The following is a 20,206-nucleotide window of genomic DNA, read 5'->3' as shown; positions in this document are numbered from 1 at the left end:
AGTCTTTCAACAGCCGAAGAAATGGCCAAAGCCAAATCGATATTTTCGGAAGAGTCAAAGATGAGTCAAAGACATGTCCCATCTTTGACTCTCCAAATTGTCGCGATGACCTGTCAAGACTTCCGAACGAACAGGGTAACCCAATCGATCCAGTTACCCCGACCTTGTACTTGCTTAATCTTTGGTTAATGGGAGTCGTGCCGATGGCGATCACCGGGTCCAATCTCATCGATGTCACCTTCGCGATCGACGCGTGGGGTCAGGAAGCCGGCGGCGTCTGGCCGCATCTGGCGCTGAAGCTGGACGGCGCGACCATCGGACAGGCGACGGTGAGCAGCAGCAGTGCCGGGCGCTACACCATCAGCGCCAAGGTCGCCGCCGGCACCGCGCACAACCTGCAGCTCGTCTACGACAACGACGGGATGGCCGGCGGCGCCGACCGCAACCTGTTCGTCCGCGCCGTTTCCGTGAACGGCACCCCGATCGCCGTGACCGACCCGTCGGTGACCTACGACAAGGGCATGGTCGACGGCCGCGACGTGGTGAAGGGCCAGGAAGCGATGTACTGGGGCGGCGCGCTGAACGTCCCGCTGCCGGCGACCCTGTTCCCGGCGCCGGACGCGATCACCGCCGAGCCGGCCGCGACCAAGGCCTTCAGCGTCGTCGTCAACGCCTGGGGCAAGAGCGCCGGCGGCGTGCCGCCGCACTTCAAGCTGCTCGCCGACGGCAAGATGGTGGGCGAGGCGAAGGTGTCCGCCACCACCCAGACCGCCTACAAGTTCACGGTCGACCTCGACCCGGCCCTGGCGCACAAGATCCAGGTCCAGTACGACAACGACGCCGTCGTCAACGGCCAGGACCGCAGCCTCTATGTCGGCTCCGTCGTGGTGAACGGCCACAGCGTCTCCTCCACCGCCGCCGGGGTCACCTATGACCGCGGCGCGCTGGACGGCAAGGACGTCATCGCCGGCCAGCAGGGGCTGTGGTGGAACGGCACGCTGAGCGTCCCCGTCACCAAGACGATGCTGGGCGGCACCACGACCGCGCCCGTCACGCCGGCCCCCACCACGACGCTGCCCAAGAACGAGCATACCGCCAGCGCCGGGGTCAGCAGCGACCGCCCGCCGCTGAAGTCGGACGTGTCCGCCATCTCCTGGGGCGCGGACCGCGGTCTGGCACCGCAGCACCTGTTCTGGGAATCGGTGCCGGACTATGCCAGCTCCACCCACCTGAAGGAGACGCGCGACGTCGCCGCCGACCATCTGGCCGACGGGGTCATGCCGCTGATCGGCCTGCAGCTGTGGGAGGACACCTTCGAATACTCGCAGACCGGCGGCGAGTTCGCCAATCTCGGCGGCCACAAGGCCTGGGTTGCCTGGACCAAGGCGCACCAGCAGTATCTGGGACGCGACGCCGACGGCAACATCCTCAATTCCGACAGCAGCAACCCCTATGGCTGGGGCTATGTCAGCCCGCTGATGCCGCTGGACGCCAAGGACGCGCCGGCCGGCTGGACCGGCGGCACCGCCCATTACGGCGACTGGATGGCCGACAAGCTGGGCCGGCTGTCCGCCCTGACCGGCACCCGCGGCTATGAGCTGGCCGACTTCTTCGACGGCAGCCCGCATTCCGGCGTGATGGACTTCTTCAACACGCGGATGATCGCGGAATTCAGCGCCAAGACCGGCATCAAGGTCTCCGGCACCACCCTGGCGCAGCAAGCCGACTACATCGTCGCCAACCATCCGACCAAGTGGCTGGACTATTTCGTCGACGGCTGGGCCGACAGCTGGAAGGCGCTGGACGAGGCCGTCGTCAAGAACACCGGCAAGGCGGCATGGCTGACCACGCAGGTGTCCTTCACCCCGGCGGCGATGCGCGAATTCGCGGGCGTCGACGCCCGGGTGATCGCCGAGAAGATGAACGAGGACGACATCCTGTTCAACGTGCAGACGCTCGAACGCTTCGAGATGCAGCACAAGCAGGCGCCGGCCTCCTACGAGCAGGCGATGCTGGGCATCCACGCCGCCCGCGCGCCGGATGCCCATTTCGGCCACATGATGTCCTCGTCGGAGGATGATTACTGGGGCGCCGTCAACAGCCTCTACACCGGCCTCACCGGCACGGCGCGCGAGGAGCTGGGCTGGGGCCGCCTGGAACAGACTTGGCTGCAGAGCGGCTGGACGATGATCGCCGACGACCAGGGCGGCGTGCGCCGCGCGGCGGAGCAGTGGTCGCGCAGCTATCACGACTGGGGCGAGGTGAAGCAGCCGTGGCTTGACATGCTGCGCGACATCGTGCCGACCCGCCCCTTCGGACCGGCGCTCTATTACAGCGCCAATGCCGAGAAGGCGATGAACGCGCTGGAACCGGCCGGCAACTCCATCGGCAACGCCTATCTGGGCGAGCTGCTGACGCCGATCACCAAGCTGCATGATGCCGGCGTGACCTTCGGCTACTATGTCAGCGACGCCGCCCTGCCGGCGATGACCAAGGCCAGCGCGCCCAGCGCCTGGATCATCCCGCAGGCGACCTACAACGGCAAGAACCTGTTCAGCGATGCGGAGATCGCCGCCCTGAAGGCCAAGGCCCCGGTGCTGATCGGCGACGAGGCGCTGACCTACAGGCACCCGCTGACCTTCACCGACAAGGATCCGGACGCCCAGATCACCGGCTACGGCTTCTACGACCAGAAGGACCGGCTGATCGTGGTCGCGTCCGACCGGGTGGACTTCAACGACACCGCGGCGCGCAAGTCGGTGGCGACCCATGTGGAACTGCAGCTGGCCAACGGCCACTACACGGTCCAGGACCTGATCCACAACACCACCCAGAGCTTCGACGTGGTGAACGGCATGGGCAGCTTCGACACCACCATCGACCGCTGGGATACCGGCGTCTACGCCATCACCCAGGACATGGTGGCGTAAGAGGGCGGCATAAGGCTGAACCGGACGGTTCGGGATGGGGACGGGGATCCGCTTCGGCGGGGCTCCGTCCCCGCTTTTTTCCGGCGCCTGAATTTTCCGACTGGCGGCGGCTGTTTAAGAGTCTATATTATCTTCGCAGATGGGCGGTAATGGAACAGCCTTCAAAGTCGCAGTTTCTAATTGAAATTGCTTTTTAAAAATGTTTCTCTTGCAGTACTGACGCGTTCTTTCAGCCAGTTCGTCTAAGCCCCCTCTCCACAATTCGTCATCCACTGGCGCTCCCCGTGACTTGACGGGGTTATCACTTCCCATATCCAGTGCAAGAAAGCCCAATTACTGTTCGCCTTTCGGGGCCGGGCTTCTCCTGCCGGTATGAAACTCTCTCCCTCTGAACCTAGAAGCCTTCCAAAAGTGATGGAGACAACTCCGTGAGTGCCGGATCATAGTTTGATCTAAATTCGATTGGACGAACACGCATCGACCGATACAACGTGCATCGTCCATCGATTTCGCACATCGCGCCGGTTCAGCGCGGCGGCAATCGACGGAGCAAGCGCGACGGCTCGAACGGGGAGCCGAGGGCAAATCGCCGGACAGAGAAACCGGCAGCCTTTATCGCCACGCCGCCCTTGCCGCCCTACCGTACAGCGTCCGGGGGAGGAGCCCTTGCGGTCCGGCCGCGCGATGATGCTGCCCGCCATATCGTCCATTCCTGGGGGAGACGGACATGCCCGATCGCATTCGTGTGATTGTCCACAATCAAAGCCGATTGCTGCGTGAATCCATCCTGAACATCCTGGATGATTGCTTCGAGGTCATCGATCCGCAAAGCCGGCTTGCCACGGGGCTGTCCCCGAAGACGGCGTGGAACGGGCGGGCGAACGGAGCGGGCGACCGCTATGCCGGCGGCTTCTCCGCCGGCGGAGCGGTGGTCACGCTGGAACCTCCGGCCGGCAACGGCGGCACCGAGCGGGCCGGCGAACGGACTGCGGACATCGTGCTGTTCGATCTCGCCTCGCTGAAGACCGACGCCTGGAATTTCCGCAGCTGGTACGGCGAGGACGCCAAGCTGGCGATGATCGCTGACGAGTTTTCGGCCCACCACATGCGGATGGCGCTGCGTTTCGGCGTGCGCGGCTATCTCCTGAACCGGATGGCGCCCGCCGCCTTCGTCCTGGCCCTGCGCCTGATCCATGCCGGCGAACCGGTGGTGCCGGAGGAATGCTTCGACTATTTCTCGCCCACGGCACTCCGCCGCGGCGGCGAGGACGGGTCGGTAACCCAGCATGAATCCGAACTTCTGGGCTATCCCGGCCTCTACCCGCGCCATGCACGCATCCTGAAGCTGATCATGGACGGATGCAGCAACAAGGAGATCGCGCGCGAAATGCTGATGACCGAGGATCTGGTCAAGCTGCACGTGCGTCACATCATGCAGACCATCAACGTCCGCAACCGCACCCAGGCCGCCCTGTGGGCCGCCCAGAGCGGCATCATCCAGGAGATGGAATATTTCCTGGAGCGGACCGTCCCGTAGGATCCGGCTGCCTCAAGGCTCGGCGCTGCCGGCCTTGCCGTCCAGCGCCATGCCGCCGCTGCACCATCGCGGCGGTAGCGGCGGGGTGACGGAGGCTTACGGCTGCCGCAGGATCGCCTGCTGGAATCGCAGCACCCGGTTGTCGACGATCTGGTCGAGCACCGATCGCGATTCGCCGAAGACCGGTTCGGTCCAGCGTTTCGCCTTGGTTGCGGCGGCCACCGCCTCGCACAGCGACGGAAAGCTGAAGCTGCCGCCGCCTGGCGGAGCGCCGGCTAGAAGGTTGGCCAGCGCCGTCCCCTCCATCTGGGTCAGATGGGGATAGAAATCGGCGATCAGCCCCTTGCGGATGCGATGGATGGCCGACGCCGTGGCGGCGGCGTTCCGGGACAGCGCCGTCGGATAGCGGCGGTAGCGCAGCAGCGGCTTCTTCACATTGGTGAAAATGGCGCCGGCCCGCATGCAGTCGATCCAGAAGGCAAGATCACCGCCCGACACATAGGCCTGATTCCAGCGGATCCGGTGCGCCATCACGAAATCCCGGCGGAAGACGGCGGTCGGGTCGTAGATGTTCCGCGCGGCTTCCAGGAACAGCGCCTTGATGTCGCAATCGGCAATGGGGGCATCGCTCGCCCCGGTGGCGTCGCCGAACATCTCCAGATCGGAACCGCACACCGTCACTTCCGGCCGGCTGTCTAGCACCGCCACCTGCAGCGCCAAGCGATCGGGCGCCGAGATGTCGTCGCTGTCCATGCGCGCGACATATTCCCCCTCCGCCAGCGCCAGCCCGACATGGAGGATGCCCGACAGGCCGAACTGCACGGGGTTGCGGAAGACCTTCAGCCGCGAATCCCTCATGGCAAGCACCCGGTCGGCGGTCCCATCGGTCGATCCGTCGTCCAGCACCAGAAGCTCGAAGTCACCGTAGGTCTGGGCCAGGATCGACTCCACGGCCTCCTCGACATACGCCGCCGTGTTCCAGGCTGGTAGCAGAACCGAGACACGCGGAGCCATTCAACCATCCTCGAAACAGAATCAGCCCAACCATGCGTGGAAAAGCGCTCGTATCATACCGCACATCCGCGCGCCTCCGCCAGAAGCCACTGCCGGAAGGCGGCGAAGGGCGGGTGGTTGGCCTTGCCGCGGGGGTGGACGAGGTAATAGGCCCGCGCGCTGCGATGCGGCCGGTCGATGGCCGGGACCAGGGTGCCGTCCTCCAGCTCGGCGCGGACCAGCAGGGTCGGCAGCAATGCCACGCCCAGACCGGCCTCCGCCGCCTGGGCGGTCGTGGCGAACTGTTCGAACACCATGCCGGCACCGGGACGGGGCGCAAGGCCTTGGGCCGACAGCCATTCATTCCACGCGTCGGCGCGGGTGCTGGTGTGCAGCAGCGGCAGCGACGGCAGATCCGCCGGCTCCGCCACCGGATGCGCCGCGAGGAAGGCGGGCGAGCAGACCGGCAGCACCTCCTCGTCCAACAGATGGTCGCAGACGGCGTCGGGCCAGTCGCCGAACCCGTAATGGATGGCGGCGTCGAGGTCGTGGAGGCGGAAGTCGAATGGCGCCAGCTTGGTGGTGAAATGGATCGTCACCTGCGGATGGGCCACTTGGAAGGCCGGCAGCCGCGGCACCAGCCAGCGCGTGCCGAAGGTCGGCAGGATGGCGAGGTTCAGCACGCCGCCCTTGGGCGCCGCGATGGTCCGCACGGTGGCCGCCGCGATCTGGCGCAGCGCATCGCGGATCGGATCGGCATAGAGCGCGCCGGTCGGGGTCAGCGCCACCCGCTGGCCCTTGCGGGTGAACAGCGCGGTGCCGATCTGGTCCTCCAGCGCCTTGACCTGCCGGCTGACTGCCCCTTGCGTCAGCGACAGTTCCGCCGCCGCCGCGGTGAAGCTGCCGGTGCGGGCCGCCGCCTCGAAGGCGGTCAGCATGCTCATGGAGGGGAGGAGGCGGCGCTGCAGATCCATGACCGCTTCATTACCAAAGCTCATGACGTGTGGAAAGAAAGTCGTTTGCGCCCTGGCGCGCGGCACGGCACGGTCGGTAATCTGGAGATCCAGAAGATTCCCATAGGCAGGGCGGGGCGGCATCGCGATGAAGACCGGTGGTCAGTTGATCGTCGAAGCGCTGGAGGCGCAGGGCGTGCGGCGGGTGTTCGGCGTGCCGGGCGAGAGCTATCTCGCCGTGCTGGACGCCCTGCACGACAGCCCGATCGAGATGGTCGTCTGCCGCCACGAGGGCGGCGCGGCGATGATGGCGGAGGCGCAGGCGAAGCTGACCGGCCGCCCCGGCGTCTGTCTCGTCACCCGCGGCCCCGGCGCCACCAACGCCGCCTCCGGCATCCATGTTGCCCAGCAGGACGAAACCCCGCTGGTCGTGCTGGTCGGCCAGATCGAGCGCGGCATGCGCGGCCGCGACGCCTTCCAGGAGGTCGATTACGGCAAGCTGTTCGGCGGCATGTGCAAGTGGGTCGCCGAGATCGACAGCGCCGACCGCGTGCCGGAGATGATCTCCCGCGCCTTCCACACCGCGATGTCCGGCCGGCCCGGCCCGGTGGTGCTGGCCCTGCCGGAAGACACGCTGACCGAAACCGCGGACGTCGCGGCAGCCCCGCGCGCCGTCGCGCCGGACAGCGCCCCCACCCCCGCCCAACTGGCTGCCTTCGGCGATCTGCTGGGCAAGGCGGAACGGCCGCTTCTGGTCGTCGGCGGTTCCCGCTGGACGGAGGAGGCGGTCGCGGCCCTTCAAGGCTTCGCCGAGCGGCTGTCGCTGCCGGTGGCGGTCACCTTCCGCCGCCAGATGCTGTTCGACCATTGCCACCCCCTCTATGCCGGCGACATCGGGCTGGGCATCAACCCCAAGCTGACGGCGCTGGTCAGGGACAGCGACCTGCTGATCCTGCTGGGCGACCGCTTCTCCGAAGTGCCGTCGCAGGGCTACGATCTCCTGGGCATCCCCGATCCCAGCAAATCGGTCGTCCACATCCATCCCGGTGCCGACGAAATCGGCCGCGTCTTCCGCCCGACCCTGGGCATGGTCGCCACCCCGGCCGCCTTCCTTGAGGCGATGGCCGGCCTGACCGTCGCGGCCAAGCCCGCCTGGGCCGCCCGCGCCGAAGCGGCGCACGCCGCCTACGAGGCCTGGAGCACCCCGCCGGACGCCATTCCCGGCGATGTGCAGATGGGCCGCATCATGGCCTGGCTGGACGAGCGGCTTGAGCATGACGCCGTCTTCACCAACGGCGCCGGCAACTACGCCACCTGGATTCACCGGTTCCACCGCTTCCGCCGCTTCGGCACCCAGGTGGCGCCCGCCTGCGGCTCGATGGGCTACGGCCTGCCGGCCGCCATCGCCGCCAAGCTGCAGCACCGCACCCGCGACGTTCTGTGCTTCGCCGGCGACGGCTGCTTCCAGATGACCGGGCTGGAGTTCGGCACCGCCGTGCAGGAAGGCGCCGCCGTCATCGTGCTGCTGGTCGACAACGGCATGTACGGCACCATCCGCATGCATCAGGAGCGCGAGTATCCCGGCCGCGTGTCCGGCACGATGCTGAAGAATCCGGATTTCGCCGCCTTCGCCCGCGCCTATGGCGGCCATGGCGAGACGGTGGAGACCACCGACCAGTTCGCCCCGGCCTTCGAACGCGCCCGCGCGTCCGGCCTGCCGGCGATCATCCATATCAAGCTCGACCCCGAAGCCCTGACCCCAAGCCGGACCCTTTCGGAGATCCGTGCGGCGGGAAAGGGGAAGTGAGTTAACCCTCCCACCACTCAAGTCCCCTCTCCCCCCTGGGGAGAGGGTTAGGGTAAGGGGGACGCACCGCAGGATTTTCGCAAACGTCCCGCGACGCATCCCCCTCACCCCGTCCCTCTCCCCAGGGGGGAGAGGGGGAGTTCTATACAGACCCAAGGAGCCACCCCGGTGCAGCACAGCGACATCCTCTCCCGTTTCGGCCTGACCTCCAGCGGAGCCGGGCTCACCGCCCGTTCGCCGGTGGACGGCGCCACGCTCGCCACGGTGGCGGAGACCGCGCCGTCGCAGGTGTCTGACATCGTCGCCAACGCCGCCCGCGCCTTCGAGGCGTGGCGCTCGGTGCCGGCCCCGCGCCGCGGCGAGCTGGTCCGCCTGCTGGGCGAGGAGCTGCGCGCCGCCAAGGAGGATCTCGGCCGTCTGGTTTCGCTGGAAGCCGGCAAGATCTACCAGGAAGGCCTGGGCGAAGTGCAGGAGATGATCGACATCTGCGACTTCGCCGTCGGCCTGTCGCGCCAGCTCTACGGCCTGACCATCGCGTCGGAGCGTCCGGGCCACTCCATGCGTGAGACCTGGCACCCGGCCGGCCCCTGCCTCGTCATCTCCGCCTTCAACTTCCCGGTGGCGGTGTGGTCGTGGAACGCGGCGCTGGCGCTGGTCTGCGGCGACCCGGTCGTCTGGAAGCCGTCGGAGAAGACCCCGCTGACCGCCGCCGCCTGCCAGGTGATCTTCGACCGCGCCGTCGCCCGCTTCGGCGATGCGCCGGCCAACCTGTCCCAGGTCGTCCAAGGCGGGCGTGAGATCGGCGAGGCGCTGGTCGCCCACCCCGGCTTCCCCATCGTCTCGGCCACCGGCTCCACCCGCATGGGCCGCGAGGTCGCCAAGGTGGTGGCGGAGCGCTTCGGCCGCTCGATCCTGGAGCTGGGCGGCAACAACGCCATGATCGTGGCGCCGTCGGCCGACCTCGACATGGCTCTGCGCGCCATCCTGTTCTCCGCCGTCGGCACCTGCGGACAGCGCTGCACCACGCTGCGCCGGCTGATCGTCCACCGCTCGGTCAAGGACCAGCTGCTGCCGCGCCTGAAGGCAGCCTATGCCTCGGTTTCCATCGGCAGCCCGCTGGAGTCCGGCGTGCTGATGGGTCCGCTGGTCGACGCCGACGCCTTCAAGGCGATGCAGCGCGCGCTGGAGTCCGCAAAGGCCGAGGGCGGCACGGTGACCGGCGGCGAGCGCACGCTGACCGACCGCTTCCCCAACGCCTATTACGTCACCCCGGCCATCGTCGAGATGCCGGCCCAGACCGAGGTGGTGCGGCACGAGACCTTCGCGCCGATCCTCTATGTCCTGACCTACGACACGCTGGACGAGGCCATCGCGCTTCAGAACGCGGTGCCGCAGGGCCTGTCCTCCTGCATCTTCTCCACCGACATCCGTGAGACGGAGCGCTTCCTGTCGGCCGCCGGGTCCGACTGCGGCATCGCCAACGTCAACATCGGTCCCAGCGGTGCGGAGATCGGCGGCGCCTTCGGCGGCGAGAAGGAGACCGGCGGCGGCCGCGAATCCGGGTCGGATTCGTGGAAGGCCTATATGCGCCGCCAGACCGCGACGGTGAACTACTCCTCCGCGCTGCCGCTCGCCCAGGGCATCAAGTTCGAGATCATGGGCTGATCGGCGTCTGAGGCACACCACCCCGCGGCGTCATCGCTCCTTGCGACCGGCACAGCCCGGCGCGACACTTCCGCCATGAACGGTCGGGAGCATGGGGCGATGGCGGACGTGGCAGGACATACGCCTCTGGCACGCCTGCAAAACTTGCGGGCGTCGCCGGAGCCGCTGGCCGCCCTGCTGGCCGATCTCCGCGGGATCGAGCATGGCGGCGATCCGCGTTTCGCCATGACACTCGACCATTATCTGGAAAGCTGGCTGGGCAGCCAGCCGCGCGAGGTGTTCCGGCTCGCCGGCCCCCGCCTGCTGATCCTCGCCCCGGCCGAAGCCGCTCCGCTGCTCGACGCCGGGGCCAGAGCGCTGGCGCACACCCTGTTGTCGCACGGCTTCGGCACGCTCCGCACCGCCCACTACGACATGGCGACGGAAGCCGAGCGCCTGTTCGCCGACCTGTTCCCCAACGATGCCACCGCGGCCCTGCGCGAAGCGGCCGAACGCGCGCCGACCGCGGCGCTCGCCCATCTGCTGGAGGTGGAGCGGGTCCTGCACGGCGCCGACATCGACAGCATCGTCCGCGAACAGCCGGTCTGGTCTTTTGCTGAGGCCCGCGCGGCGGTGGTCACCACCGAACTGGCCATATCGCTGGAAGAATTGGAATCGCGGCTGTCCCTGTCGCTGCGCCGCGATTCCTGGCTGCGGCACGAGGTGGCGGTGCGGCTCGACCGCGGGCTGTTGCGCCATATCGCCCGCGACCGCAGGCGCGATCCCCGCCCCTTCACCATCGACCTGCACACCGCCACCGTGCTGGACGACGGCTTCGACGAACTGGCGCGCGCCATCCCCGCGGAGATGCGCGGCCGGATCACCGCCGAGCTTCCCTGCTGGGAACTCTCCCTCGCCCCGGCGCGGGTGGTCGCGGCGGCCGGAAGGCTGGCCGACGCCGGCTTCGCGGTGGCGTTGGACCATGTGCCGCTGGCGGCGTTGGCCGGGCTTGATCTCAGCGGGCTGGAGCCGGCTTTCATCAAGACACAGTGGATTCGCGGAGACTCCGGCGCCTTCGAACTGCTGACCGCCGCCGTAGAGCGTTTCGGCGCCGGGCGGCTGGTCCTCTGGCGCTGCGACGAGCCGGCGGCGCTGGAAACCGGCCACGCGGCCGGGGTCGTCCTGTTCCAGGGCCGCGCGGCGGATGCCGCCTCTGCCACACCCTGGCACCCGAGCGAAAGCGTGCCGCCCCCCGTGGCGGAGGAACCGGAAGAGCCCGCCTCATCCGAAACAGCAGAACCCACCCAGCTCCCACCCCCCGGCCTCCTCGGCCGCCTGTTCGGGCGCGGCTGACCGCCGCAGGACGCTGCCGCTTCCAATGAGCCGATCATTTGGAAAGCCCCTCACCCCAACCCGCGGGTCGGCAAAACGCCGTTGGCGTTTGGCCGATCCCGCCCCGCAAGGGGAGAAGGGCTTTCTTCGCGGCGCAGCACCCGCCGCCCCCGATTGACAGCCGGTCATTACGGGTTCCTAATAGTTAAAATGCCAATGAACGACGAAGGCGTCGGATGTCCATCCAAACGCCCGGCCAAGCGGCCACCAAGCCCGCACCCTCTGCGGCGTCCTCCCGCCCCGCCCGCCTGCTGAATGCGACGGCCGTCGGCCTTCTCGGTGCGGTCGGCCTGCTGTCCTACATCGGCCTAGGCCACGGGATGGAAGCGCTGTGGAACCCGACCGGCGCGGTCATCATCGCTGGCGGCATCGCCGTTTCCGCCCTGATGGCCTTTCGGGCGAGCGAGCTGCGCGCCGCTCTCGCCGCCCTCCGCACCATCTTCCGGGACGACGAGTCCATCGCCGCCGACATCGCGGAGCTGGTGGCCTTCTCCCGGCTCTACCAGCGCGGCCAGATCCAGCGGGCCGAGGAACAGGGGACCAGGGCCGGCAGCCCGTTCCTGCGGCTGGGGCTGCAGCTGATCGCCGACGGCACGCCGGTCAACGACATCCTGCATGTGATGAACTGGCGCATCCAGAAGCTGATCGAGCGGGAATCGGTGCAGTCCCGCCTGTTCCGCACGCTGGCCGGCCTCGCCCCCGCCTTCGGGCTTCTGGCGACGCTGGTCGGTCTGATCGGCATGATGGCACAGCTGGGCACCGCCACCATCGCCCAGGTGGGCGAGCACATGTCGGTCGCGCTGGTGGCGACGCTCTATGGCGTCGTGCTGGCCAACCTCGTCTTCAAGCCGATCGCCATCAAGCTGGAGCAGCGCACCGCCCGGCGGGTGGCGATGCTGAACGTGCTGCTGGAGGGCATCATCCTGGTGCGGCTCGGCCGCTCGCCGACAGTGATCGCCGACGCGCTGGCCGAATTCGTGCGCGAGCGCGGGGACGAACTCCATGGCACCTCGTGACGACAGGCCCCAGAACGGCGGTTTCGCGCCGGACGATGCGGAGGATCTCGCCTCCCCCACCTGGGCGGCCGGCATAGGAGCCGGCAACGTCCTGCCGCAGGCCGGCGCGGAGGAGGATCAGGAGATCTGGCTGCTCAGCTACTCCGACCTCGTCACGCTGCTGCTGTCGGTGTTCGTCATGCTGCTGGCGATCACCAGCCTGAAGGACCAGCTGCCGACCACGCCGCAGCCGGAAACCCCAGCCGTGGCCCTTCACGCCCCCCAGGCGCTCCCGCCCCTGTTCGATGAGCCGGTGCCCGTACCGACGACGGATCCCGCGCCGCCCGACCCGCGGCCGCGCCTGGACGATGACGAAGTCGCGGTGACGGCGCCCGACCGGGTGGCGGAGCGCTGGCGCGAGACCCTCGCGGGGCTGGGAGTGCCGCGCAGCGTGGCGGTCGACGTGCGGCAGAACCGGGTCGGGATCGTCATCGGCGAAGGCATCCTCTTCGCACCCGGACATGCGGAGCTGACGCCGGGCGGCGACGGGCTGCTGCGCCGGCTGGCCCCGACGCTGGCGGCCACCCGCGGCGACATCGTGGTGGAGGGGCACAGCGACTCCACGCCGATCGGCAACCGCCGCTTCCCCTCCAACTGGGAGCTGTCGGGCGGCAGGGCGGCCAGCGTGGTGCGGCGGCTGATCGAGCTTGGACTGCCGCCGGACCGGCTGTCGGCGGTGGGCTTCGCCGATACCCGGCCGCTCACCACCGGCGCCGACCCGGTCTCGATGGCGCGCAACCGCCGCGTCGCCATCACCATCCAGGCTGATGGCCTCCCGGATGGCTTCCCGGCAGCGCAGGAGCCCGGCCGGGCGATTCCATAGGGGCAGGGTTTGATTTGACGCAATGCCGCAACGCAACGAAGGGGGCTATGCTGGGATCCGGTGGTCGATCTGGTTGACGCATTGCCCTCCACCCCCCACGGCGCCGCCCCACGGGAGAAATCCACGGGAGCATCCGGGCGCCCCTTCCCCCGCCCGCCGGGGGAAGGTCGGGTGGGGCCTCGATGCAGTCGCTCTGCCGCGGTACTGCCGCAACCGCCACCATTTTTCACGGTTCCCGTCCCACTCAACCGGCCGGAGTGACCATGTCCGTTCAAACCTCCGCGCGACCGTCCGCCGATCCGCCCGCCGCCCCACCTGCCGCCCCGGAATCCGACTCGGCTCCGGGCCGGGTCGTGGCGGTCCGCGGGTCGGTCATCGACATCCGCTTTCCCGAAACGGCCCTGCCGCCGCTGTTCGACGCGGTGGAGATTCTGTGGGACGGTCCCGAACGGCTGATGGCGGAGGTGCAGAGCCATCTCGACGGCGCCACCTTGCGCGCCATCGCACTGCAGGGCACCTCCGGCCTGCGGCGGGGCACGCCGGTCCGCTCCACCGGCGGCCCGCTGACCGCCCCGGTCGGCGAGGCGGTGCTGGGCCGGCTGATCGACGTGATGGGGCTGGCGCGCGACGACGGGCCGGACCTGCCGCCCGACACGCCGCGCGCACCGATCCACCGCCCGCCTCCGCCGCTGGCCCGGCGCAGCCCGCGCCGCGACCTGATGGAGACCGGCATCAAGGTGATCGATCTGCTGGCCCCGCTGGCCCGCGGCGGCAAGGCCGCGATGTTCGGCGGCGCCGGGGTCGGCAAGACCGTGCTGGTGATGGAGCTGATCCGCAAGATGGTGGAGCGCCACACCGGCATCTCCGTCTTCGCCGGCATCGGCGAGCGCTCCCGCGAGGGGCAGGAGCTGTGGGAGGAGATGAAGCGCTCCGGCGTGCTCGACCGCACCGCGCTCGTCTTCGGCCAGATGAACGAGCCGCCGGGCGCGCGCTGGCGCGTCGGCCTGACCGCGCTGACCATCGCCGAGCATTTCCGCGACGAGGAAATGCTGGACGTGCTTCTGCTAATGGACAACGTCTTCCGCTTCGTCCAGGCCGGTGCGGAGGTGTCGGGCCTGCTGGGCCGCCTGCCGTCGCGAGTCGGCTATCAACCGACCCTGGCCAGCGAGATCGCCGAACTGGAGGAACGGGTCGCCTCCACCCCCGGCGCGGTGGTGACGGCGATCCAGGCGGTCTATGTCCCGGCCGACGATTTCACCGATCCCGCGGTGGCGGAGTTGTTCAGCCATCTCGACAGCTCCATCGTGCTGTCGCGCGCCATGGCGGCGGAAGGGCTCTATCCGGCCGTGGATCCGCTGAGTTCGACCTCCAGCCTGCTCGATCCGCTGGTGGTGGGGGAGGCGCATTACCGTCTGGCGGAGGATGTGCGCAAGACCATCGCCCATTACCGCGAACTGCAGGACGTGATCGCATTGCTGGGCATGGAGGAGCTGAGCACCGCCGACCGCTTGGCCGTGCGCCGCGCCCGCCGCCTGCAGCGCTTCCTGACCCAACCATTTCTGGTGACCGAGGCCTTCACCGGCCATGGCGGCGTCAGCGTGCCCCTTGAGGAGACGCTGAAGGGTTGCCGCGCCATCCTGGACGGCGAGGGCGATGACTGGGCCGAAAGCGCCTTCTTCATGACCGGAACCCTGGACCAGGTCCGCGAGCGCGACCGCGCCGGGAGGGGAGCATGAGCACGATCTCGGGGATATCCCCCTCTCCCCCCCGGGGAGAGGGTCGGGGTGAGGGGGATGCACTGCGGGATTTTCCCAAAGGTCCCGCCACGTATCCCCCTCACCCTAACCCTCTCCCCAGGGGGGAGAGGGGACTCAAGCCGGGGCGCACAAGCGAACTCTCCCTCATCGTCACCACCCCCACCTCCGTCGCCGCGCGCCTCACCGGCCTCCGTCACCTCCGGGCGGAAGATGCCAGCGGCGCCTTCGGCGTCTGGCCCGGCCATGCCGACCTGCTGACCGCCCTGGCGATCTCCGTCATCAGCTGGCGCACCGCCGACGGGCGCGAAGGCCACTGCGCCGTGCGCGGCGGGGTGCTGACCATCCGCGACGGCGCCCGGATCGCCGTGGCGACGCGCGAAGCGGTGGTCGGCGACGACCTGCACGCCCTGGAACGCGACGTGCTCGCCCGCTTCCGCCGCAACCGCGAGGAGGAAGGGGAGGCGCGCAGCGGCGCCCGCCGCATGCATCTGGCCGCGATCCGCCACATCCTCGCCTATCTGCGTCCCGACCGCCGGCCCTCCGGCCCCTTCGCCCCCACTCCCGACGGCGGGGAGGAGGCGCCATGAGCGACGGGCAGGATCCGCTTCCCGGCAGCGTCCGCCGCCGTCGCGAACGGCGGGAGCGCTGGACCCGGGAGGGCGAACGGCCGATGGGCCGCAACCTCGCCCTGATCGGGGCGCTGGGCTGGCTGGTGATCGTGCCGACGCTGGCCGGCCTGTTCGCCGGGCGCTGGCTCGACGAACGGGCGGGCGGCGGGATTTTCTGGACGGCGGCGTTGCTGTTCGCGGGCGTGGTGCTCGGCGGATGGCTCGCCTGGAACCGTATCGAGCAGGAGCGCTGAGGTGATGACCGCCCCCTATCTTCTTCCCATTCTGACCGGGGCGCTGGCGGGGCTGGCGTTGGGAACCCTGTTCTTCCGCGGTCTGGCTGCGACCGCCCGGCTCTATGTGGCCGGCGGGGTCCGGCGCGCGGTTCCGCTCTATCTGCTCCGGCTGGCCGCCGCCACCGCCGGCTTCACCATCGCCGCCCTGTGGGGCGGGGCGGAGGCGCTGCTGGCGATGCTGGCCGGATTCCAGCTGGCGCGCAGCCTCGTGGTCCGGCGCGAAAAGCGGGCGGAGGCGGGAACGCCATGACGGACTCCCCCCTGACGACGCCGGTTGTCTTCCTGCTAGGACCGGTCCCGGTCACCCTGCCGGTCGTCGTCACCTGGGGACTGATGGCGGCGATGGTGCTGGGCGCCGCGCTGGCGACCCGGCGGCTGCGGGTGGAGCGGCCGGGCCGCGTCCAGACCGTGCTGGAGCTGGTGGTGGAGACCCTGCGCCGGCAGATCGGCGAGACGATGCAGGCCGACGCCACGCCCTTCCTGCCGCTCCTGGGCACGCTGTTCCTCTATCTGGCGGTCGCCAACCTGTCCGGGCTGGTGCCGGGGCTGAAGGCGCCGACCGCTTTTCTGGAAACGGCGGCGGCATTGGCGCTGGTCGTGCTGCTGGCGTCGCAGGCACTGGGCATCCGAAGGCGCGGCCTGTGGCCCTACCTGAAGGGCTTCGCCCACCCCACCCCACTGCTGCTTCCGCTGAACATCCTGTCGGAACTGACGCGCGCCTTCTCGCTGTCGGTCCGCTTGTTCGGCAACGTCATGAGCGGGGAGTTCGTCATCGCCATCGTGCTGTCGCTGGCCGGCCTGTTCGTGCCGGTGCCGCTGATGGCGCTGGAACTGCTTCTGGGCCTCGTGCAGGCGTACATCTTCACCGTGCTGGCCGCGGTCTTCATCGGCGGCGCGGTCGGAACAATAGAAAAGGGATAGGAATCATGGATGTCCATTCGATCAGCATCCTCGGCGCCGCGCTGGCCGTCTCGGTCGGGGCCATCGGGCCGGCCCTGGCGGAAGGACGCGCCGTCGCCGCCGCGATGGAGGCCATCGCCCGCCAGCCGGAAGCCGCCAACACCCTGTCGCGCACCCTGTTCGTCGGTCTGGCGATGATCGAGACGATGGCGATCTACTGCCTCGTCGTCGCCCTGCTGCTGCTATTCGCCAACCCCTTCGCCTGACCGCGGCAATTCCGGAGCCCGTCATGCACATCGACGGTTGGACGATCCTGCTCCAGGCGGTCAATTTCCTGATCCTGGTCTGGCTGCTGCGCCGCTTCCTCTACCGCCCGGTCCTGGCGGTGATCGCCGAGCGGCAGGCCGCCACCGAGCGCGTCCGCAGCGACGCCGAGGCCGCGCGCCAAGCCGCCGAAGCCGCGCGCCGGGCCCTGGAGGACCAGCGCGCAACCCTGCCGGCCGAACGCGACCGCCTGATCGCCGCCGCCCGCGCAGAGGCGGAGGCCGAACGCGCCGCCCTGCTCGACCGGGCGCGAGGCGAGGCCGACCATGCGCTGGAGGAGGCACGCGCCCGGCTGGCGGAGGAGCGGGCGCAGGCGCTGGGCGCCCTGCAGCGCCACGCCGCCGATCTCGGCACCCAGTTGGCGACCCGCCTGCTGCGCGACGCCCCGGCACGCGCCCTGACCCGTCCCCTGCTGGAGGAGGCCTGCGCGGCGGTGGAGGCGCTTCCTGCCGCCCGGCGCCAAGCCCTGGCGGATGGGACCGATCCGGTGCCGGTGCGTCTCACCGCAGCCGGTCCGCTGCCGGACGAGGACGCCGCCCATGCCCGCGGCCGGCTGGCAGCCGCGTTGGGCCGGCCAGTGGCGCTGGAACTGACCGAGGATCCGTCGCTGATCGCCGGTGTGGAGCTGCATTTCGCCCACAGCGTCGTCCGCCGCAGCTGGAAGCAGACGCTGGCCGAGGCGAAGGAGGAGATGACCCGTCATGACTCCGCAAGAACCGATGCCGACCCCGTCGCTTGAGGACGCGCTCGACGCCTGGATGCCGGGCGCGTTGCGCCGGCTGGACGGGCTGGATACCACTGCGCGGCTGGAATCGGTCGGGCGGGTGGAGTCGGTCGGCGACGGCATCGCCCATGTCTCCGGCCTGCCCGACGTGCGGGTGGACGAGCTGCTGCTGTTCCCCGGCGGCGTGGCCGGGCTGGCGATGGATCTGGATGACCGGATCGGCTGCATTCTGCTGGGCGATGCCACGCAGGTCGCGGCCGGCGGCACCGTCCACGGCACGGGAACGGTCCTGCGCGTGCCGGTCGGCGACAGGCTGATGGGGCGGGTGGTCGATCCGCTCGGCAACCCGCTGGACGACGGTCCGCCGATCGAGGCCGATGGGTGGGAGCCGGTGGAGCGGCCCGCTCCGACCATCGCCGAGCGGGCGGCTGTGTCGGAACCGCTGCTGACCGGCACCGCGGTGATCGACGCGATGTTCCCGCTCGGCCGCGGCCAGCGCGAGCTGCTTATCGGCGACCGCGCCACCGGCAAGACCGCCATCGCGGTGGACGCCATCCTCAACCAGACTGACGGCGACGTGTTCTGCGTCTATGTCGCCGTCGGCCAGAAGGCGTCCGGCGTGCGCGCGGCGATCGAGGCGGTGCGCCAGGGCGGCGCCGCGGCGCGCACCCTGTTCGTCATCGCCGCCGCCGATTCCGCCCCCGGCCTGCAATGGCTGGCGCCCTATGCCGGCTTCACCATGGCCGAGCATTTCCGCGACAGCGGCCGGCACGCCCTGGTGATCGTCGACGACCTGACCAAGCATGCGGCGGTCCACCGCCAATTGTCGCTCCTGCTGCGCCGCCCGCCGGGGCGGGAGGCCTATCCGGGCGACGTCTTCTACCTGCACAGCCGCCTGCTGGAAAGGGCGGCCAAGCTGACGCCCGCCAAGGGCGGCGGGTCGCTGACCGCGCTGCCCATCGCCGAGACCCAGGGCGGCAACCTGTCGGCCTATATCCCAACCAACCTGATCTCCATCACCGACGGGCAGGTCTGCCTCGACGCCAAGCTGTTCTACGAGGGGCAGAAGCCGGCGGTGGACATCGGCCGCAGCGTGTCGCGCGTCGGCGGCAAGGCACAGCCGCCGGCCCTGCGCACGCTGGCCGAACCGCTGCGGCTCGACTACGCCCAGTTCCTGGAGTTGGAGGTCTTCACCCGCTTCGGCGGCCTGGTGGACGAGCGGACGCGCAAGGCGGTGGAGCATGGCCGGCGCATGCGGGCCCTGCTGGCGCAACGGCACCTGTCGCCCCGCCCGCTGGCGGTCCAGGCGGCGCAGCTGCTGGCGCTGGCCGACGGCACGCTGGACGGGCTGCCGCTGGATGCGGTGCTGCGTTTTCAGGCCGCGCTGGCGGGTCTGGTCGCCGCCCACCCGCCCAGGATCGGCGAGACGCTGGACGACGCCACCAAGGCGGCGCTGCGCGACCTGATCGCGCAGGCTGTCTCGGGCCTGACCGGAGCGGCGCCATGACCGAACGGCTGGCGGAGGTCGAGGCCCGGCGGGCCAGCGTGCAGGATCTGGAATCGGTCACCGACGTCATGCGCTCGCTCGCCGCGATGCGGTTGCAGCAGGCGCTCGGCACGCTGGCCGGCACCCGCGCCTATGCCGAAGTGATCGCCGGAGCGCTGGCCCAGGCCGCGGCCTTGCTGGACGATGCGCCGCCGCACTGGCCCGTCAACGGACACGGCCATTGCGCGTGGGTGCTGTTCGCGCCGGAACACGGCTTCGTCGGCGCCTTCGCCGAAAAGCTGGTCGATGCGGCGCTGGCGGCACCGCCGGGCTACGCGCTGTGGGTGGCGGGGTCGCGCGGCGCCGCCCTGCTGGAGGAACGCGGCCGTCAGCCGGCCTGGGCCACGGCGATGGCGACCAACACCGATGCCGTCACCGCCACCGCGCGGCGCATCGCCGAGGCGCTCTACCAGGCGGCGGCGGACGGGCGGCTGGGCCGGGTGGAGCTGCTCTACGGCCGGACCAACGCCGGCGCGCCGCCGGAGCTGGTTCGCCGCCCCCTGCTGCCGCTCGGCCTGCCGCAAGACGGCGCCCGGACGGTGCCGCCGCTGATCAACATGCCGCCGCGCGACCTGATCGCCCGGCTGGTGGACGAATATGTCTTCGCCCTGCTGGCCGACGCCGCGATGGAGAGCTTCGCCGCCGAGAACGCCGCGCGTCTCACCACCATGATGACGGCCCGCCACAACATCGAAACCACGCTGGACGAGCTGACCGCCACGGCGCGTCACCTGCGCCAGGAACAGGTCACGAATGAGCTGATCGAACTGGTGTCGGGCGCCGAGGCGATGGGGTGACAAACACCCTCTCCCGCCACAGTTCCTTCTCCCCCCTGGGGAGAAGGTTAGGATGAGGGGGTTCGGCGCAGCCGAAGAAATCCTCGAAGCGGCTCCCCCTCACCCCGACCCTCTCCCCGC

The 20,206-nt window shown here is 69.6% G+C and carries 18 protein-coding genes; 16 read left to right on the top strand and 2 right to left on the bottom strand.

Annotated features, from left to right (window positions below; translation table 11 throughout):
* Nucleotides 1–203: 203 nt before the first annotated feature.
* Both ACWPKK_RS21970 and ACWPKK_RS21965 read left to right on the top strand, forming a co-directional pair.
* Nucleotides 204–2,930, top strand: a complete 2,727-nt coding sequence (locus ACWPKK_RS21970; protein WP_452008456.1) for a carbohydrate-binding domain-containing protein — start codon at nt 204–206, stop codon at nt 2,928–2,930.
* 727 nt (nt 2,931–3,657) lie between these two features.
* Nucleotides 3,658–4,467 (top strand): LuxR C-terminal-related transcriptional regulator, encoded by an 810-nt coding sequence (locus ACWPKK_RS21965; RefSeq protein ID WP_452008454.1) that lies wholly within the window; start codon nt 3,658–3,660, stop codon nt 4,465–4,467.
* Nucleotides 4,468–4,563: 96 nt separating this feature from the next.
* On the opposite strand, the gene ACWPKK_RS21960 is transcribed toward ACWPKK_RS21965, so the two are convergent.
* A complete protein-coding gene (locus ACWPKK_RS21960; protein WP_452008451.1) occupies nt 4,564–5,481 on the bottom strand; it encodes a glycosyltransferase family 2 protein in 918 nt (305 codons plus the stop codon).
* Between the two features lie 53 nt (nt 5,482–5,534).
* The gene (gcvA, locus tag ACWPKK_RS21955) at nt 5,535–6,434 is read right to left on the bottom strand and encodes a transcriptional regulator GcvA (RefSeq protein WP_452008448.1); all 900 of its coding nucleotides are present in this window, start codon (nt 6,432–6,434) and stop codon (nt 5,535–5,537) included.
* A 127-nt stretch (nt 6,435–6,561) separates the two neighbouring features.
* Here gcvA and ACWPKK_RS21950 point away from each other — a divergent pair, with 127 nt between their 5' ends.
* The 14 genes from ACWPKK_RS21950 to ACWPKK_RS21885 all read left to right on the top strand — a co-directional run bounded on the left by ACWPKK_RS21950 (nt 6,562) and on the right by ACWPKK_RS21885 (nt 20,086).
* On the top strand, nt 6,562–8,220 hold the full coding sequence (locus ACWPKK_RS21950; protein ID WP_452008445.1) for a thiamine pyrophosphate-binding protein: 1,659 nt from the start codon (nt 6,562–6,564) through the stop codon (nt 8,218–8,220).
* A 168-nt stretch (nt 8,221–8,388) separates the two neighbouring features.
* Nucleotides 8,389–9,885 carry an L-piperidine-6-carboxylate dehydrogenase gene (gene amaB, locus ACWPKK_RS21945; RefSeq protein WP_452008443.1) on the top strand — a complete coding sequence of 499 codons (1,497 nt, stop codon included), beginning with the start codon at nt 8,389–8,391 and terminating at the stop codon, nt 9,883–9,885.
* Between the two features lie 99 nt (nt 9,886–9,984).
* Nucleotides 9,985–11,217, top strand: coding sequence for a hypothetical protein (locus ACWPKK_RS21940; protein WP_452008440.1), 1,233 nt, complete (start codon nt 9,985–9,987; stop codon nt 11,215–11,217).
* A 215-nt stretch (nt 11,218–11,432) separates the two neighbouring features.
* The gene (locus ACWPKK_RS21935) at nt 11,433–12,272 is read left to right on the top strand and encodes a motility protein A (protein ID WP_452008437.1); all 840 of its coding nucleotides are present in this window, start codon (nt 11,433–11,435) and stop codon (nt 12,270–12,272) included.
* A complete protein-coding gene (locus ACWPKK_RS21930) occupies nt 12,259–13,134 on the top strand; it encodes an OmpA/MotB family protein (RefSeq protein WP_452008435.1) in 876 nt (291 codons plus the stop codon). Before ACWPKK_RS21935 ends, ACWPKK_RS21930 begins: the two co-directional genes overlap by 14 nt.
* Before the next feature lie 263 nt (nt 13,135–13,397).
* Entirely contained in the window at nt 13,398–14,870 is a 1,473-nt protein-coding gene (gene atpD, locus ACWPKK_RS21925; RefSeq protein WP_452008433.1) for a F0F1 ATP synthase subunit beta, read from the top strand.
* Nucleotides 14,867–15,478, top strand: a complete 612-nt coding sequence (locus ACWPKK_RS21920) for a F0F1 ATP synthase subunit epsilon (protein WP_452008430.1) — start codon at nt 14,867–14,869, stop codon at nt 15,476–15,478. The genes atpD and ACWPKK_RS21920 overlap by 4 nt, the downstream gene beginning before the upstream one ends.
* Nucleotides 15,475–15,753, top strand: coding sequence for an AtpZ/AtpI family protein (locus tag ACWPKK_RS21915; protein ID WP_452008427.1), 279 nt, complete (start codon nt 15,475–15,477; stop codon nt 15,751–15,753). The genes ACWPKK_RS21920 and ACWPKK_RS21915 overlap by 4 nt, the downstream gene beginning before the upstream one ends.
* A gap of 4 nt (nt 15,754–15,757) precedes the next feature.
* Nucleotides 15,758–16,045: an N-ATPase subunit AtpR gene (locus tag ACWPKK_RS21910; protein ID WP_452008425.1), complete on the top strand. Its 288-nt coding sequence runs from the start codon at nt 15,758–15,760 to the stop codon at nt 16,043–16,045.
* Nucleotides 16,042–16,716, top strand: a complete 675-nt coding sequence (locus ACWPKK_RS21905; RefSeq protein WP_452008422.1) for a F0F1 ATP synthase subunit A — start codon at nt 16,042–16,044, stop codon at nt 16,714–16,716. Before ACWPKK_RS21910 ends, ACWPKK_RS21905 begins: the two co-directional genes overlap by 4 nt.
* Nucleotides 16,717–16,721: 5 nt before the next feature.
* Nucleotides 16,722–16,961, top strand: a complete 240-nt coding sequence (locus ACWPKK_RS21900) for a F0F1 ATP synthase subunit C (protein ID WP_014249776.1) — start codon at nt 16,722–16,724, stop codon at nt 16,959–16,961.
* Between the two features lie 23 nt (nt 16,962–16,984).
* On the top strand, nt 16,985–17,758 hold the full coding sequence (locus ACWPKK_RS21895) for a F0F1 ATP synthase subunit delta (protein ID WP_452008420.1): 774 nt from the start codon (nt 16,985–16,987) through the stop codon (nt 17,756–17,758).
* Nucleotides 17,721–19,250, top strand: coding sequence for a F0F1 ATP synthase subunit alpha (locus ACWPKK_RS21890; protein ID WP_452008418.1), 1,530 nt, complete (start codon nt 17,721–17,723; stop codon nt 19,248–19,250). The genes ACWPKK_RS21895 and ACWPKK_RS21890 overlap by 38 nt, the downstream gene beginning before the upstream one ends.
* The gene (locus ACWPKK_RS21885; protein ID WP_452008416.1) at nt 19,247–20,086 is read left to right on the top strand and encodes a F0F1 ATP synthase subunit gamma; all 840 of its coding nucleotides are present in this window, start codon (nt 19,247–19,249) and stop codon (nt 20,084–20,086) included. Before ACWPKK_RS21890 ends, ACWPKK_RS21885 begins: the two co-directional genes overlap by 4 nt.
* Nucleotides 20,087–20,206 lie beyond the last annotated feature (120 nt).

The sequence above is a fragment of the Azospirillum largimobile genome (genome assembly GCF_977007025.2).
This window is presented reverse-complemented; position numbering and strand designations above follow the sequence as displayed.

What these genes read in the sequence shown, in the direction of transcription:
- ACWPKK_RS21970 (WP_452008456.1), top strand. Translation starts at nt 204, where the DNA reads ATGGCGATCACCGGGTCCAATCTCATCGATGTCACCTTCGCGATCGAC.
- ACWPKK_RS21965 (WP_452008454.1), top strand. Translation starts at nt 3,658, where the DNA reads ATGCCCGATCGCATTCGTGTGATTGTCCACAATCAAAGCCGATTGCTG.
- ACWPKK_RS21960 (WP_452008451.1), bottom strand. Translation starts at nt 5,481, where the DNA reads ATGGCTCCGCGTGTCTCGGTTCTGCTACCAGCCTGGAACACGGCGGCG.
- gcvA (WP_452008448.1), bottom strand. Translation starts at nt 6,434, where the DNA reads ATGGATCTGCAGCGCCGCCTCCTCCCCTCCATGAGCATGCTGACCGCC.
- ACWPKK_RS21950 (WP_452008445.1), top strand. Translation starts at nt 6,562, where the DNA reads ATGAAGACCGGTGGTCAGTTGATCGTCGAAGCGCTGGAGGCGCAGGGC.
- ACWPKK_RS21940 (WP_452008440.1), top strand. Translation starts at nt 9,985, where the DNA reads ATGGCGGACGTGGCAGGACATACGCCTCTGGCACGCCTGCAAAACTTG.
- ACWPKK_RS21935 (WP_452008437.1), top strand. Translation starts at nt 11,433, where the DNA reads ATGTCCATCCAAACGCCCGGCCAAGCGGCCACCAAGCCCGCACCCTCT.
- ACWPKK_RS21930 (WP_452008435.1), top strand. Translation starts at nt 12,259, where the DNA reads ATGGCACCTCGTGACGACAGGCCCCAGAACGGCGGTTTCGCGCCGGAC.
- atpD (WP_452008433.1), top strand. Translation starts at nt 13,398, where the DNA reads ATGTCCGTTCAAACCTCCGCGCGACCGTCCGCCGATCCGCCCGCCGCC.
- ACWPKK_RS21920 (WP_452008430.1), top strand. Translation starts at nt 14,867, where the DNA reads ATGAGCACGATCTCGGGGATATCCCCCTCTCCCCCCCGGGGAGAGGGT.
- ACWPKK_RS21915 (WP_452008427.1), top strand. Translation starts at nt 15,475, where the DNA reads ATGAGCGACGGGCAGGATCCGCTTCCCGGCAGCGTCCGCCGCCGTCGC.
- ACWPKK_RS21910 (WP_452008425.1), top strand. Translation starts at nt 15,758, where the DNA reads ATGACCGCCCCCTATCTTCTTCCCATTCTGACCGGGGCGCTGGCGGGG.
- ACWPKK_RS21905 (WP_452008422.1), top strand. Translation starts at nt 16,042, where the DNA reads ATGACGGACTCCCCCCTGACGACGCCGGTTGTCTTCCTGCTAGGACCG.
- ACWPKK_RS21900 (WP_014249776.1), top strand. Translation starts at nt 16,722, where the DNA reads ATGGATGTCCATTCGATCAGCATCCTCGGCGCCGCGCTGGCCGTCTCG.
- ACWPKK_RS21895 (WP_452008420.1), top strand. Translation starts at nt 16,985, where the DNA reads ATGCACATCGACGGTTGGACGATCCTGCTCCAGGCGGTCAATTTCCTG.
- ACWPKK_RS21890 (WP_452008418.1), top strand. Translation starts at nt 17,721, where the DNA reads ATGACTCCGCAAGAACCGATGCCGACCCCGTCGCTTGAGGACGCGCTC.
- ACWPKK_RS21885 (WP_452008416.1), top strand. Translation starts at nt 19,247, where the DNA reads ATGACCGAACGGCTGGCGGAGGTCGAGGCCCGGCGGGCCAGCGTGCAG.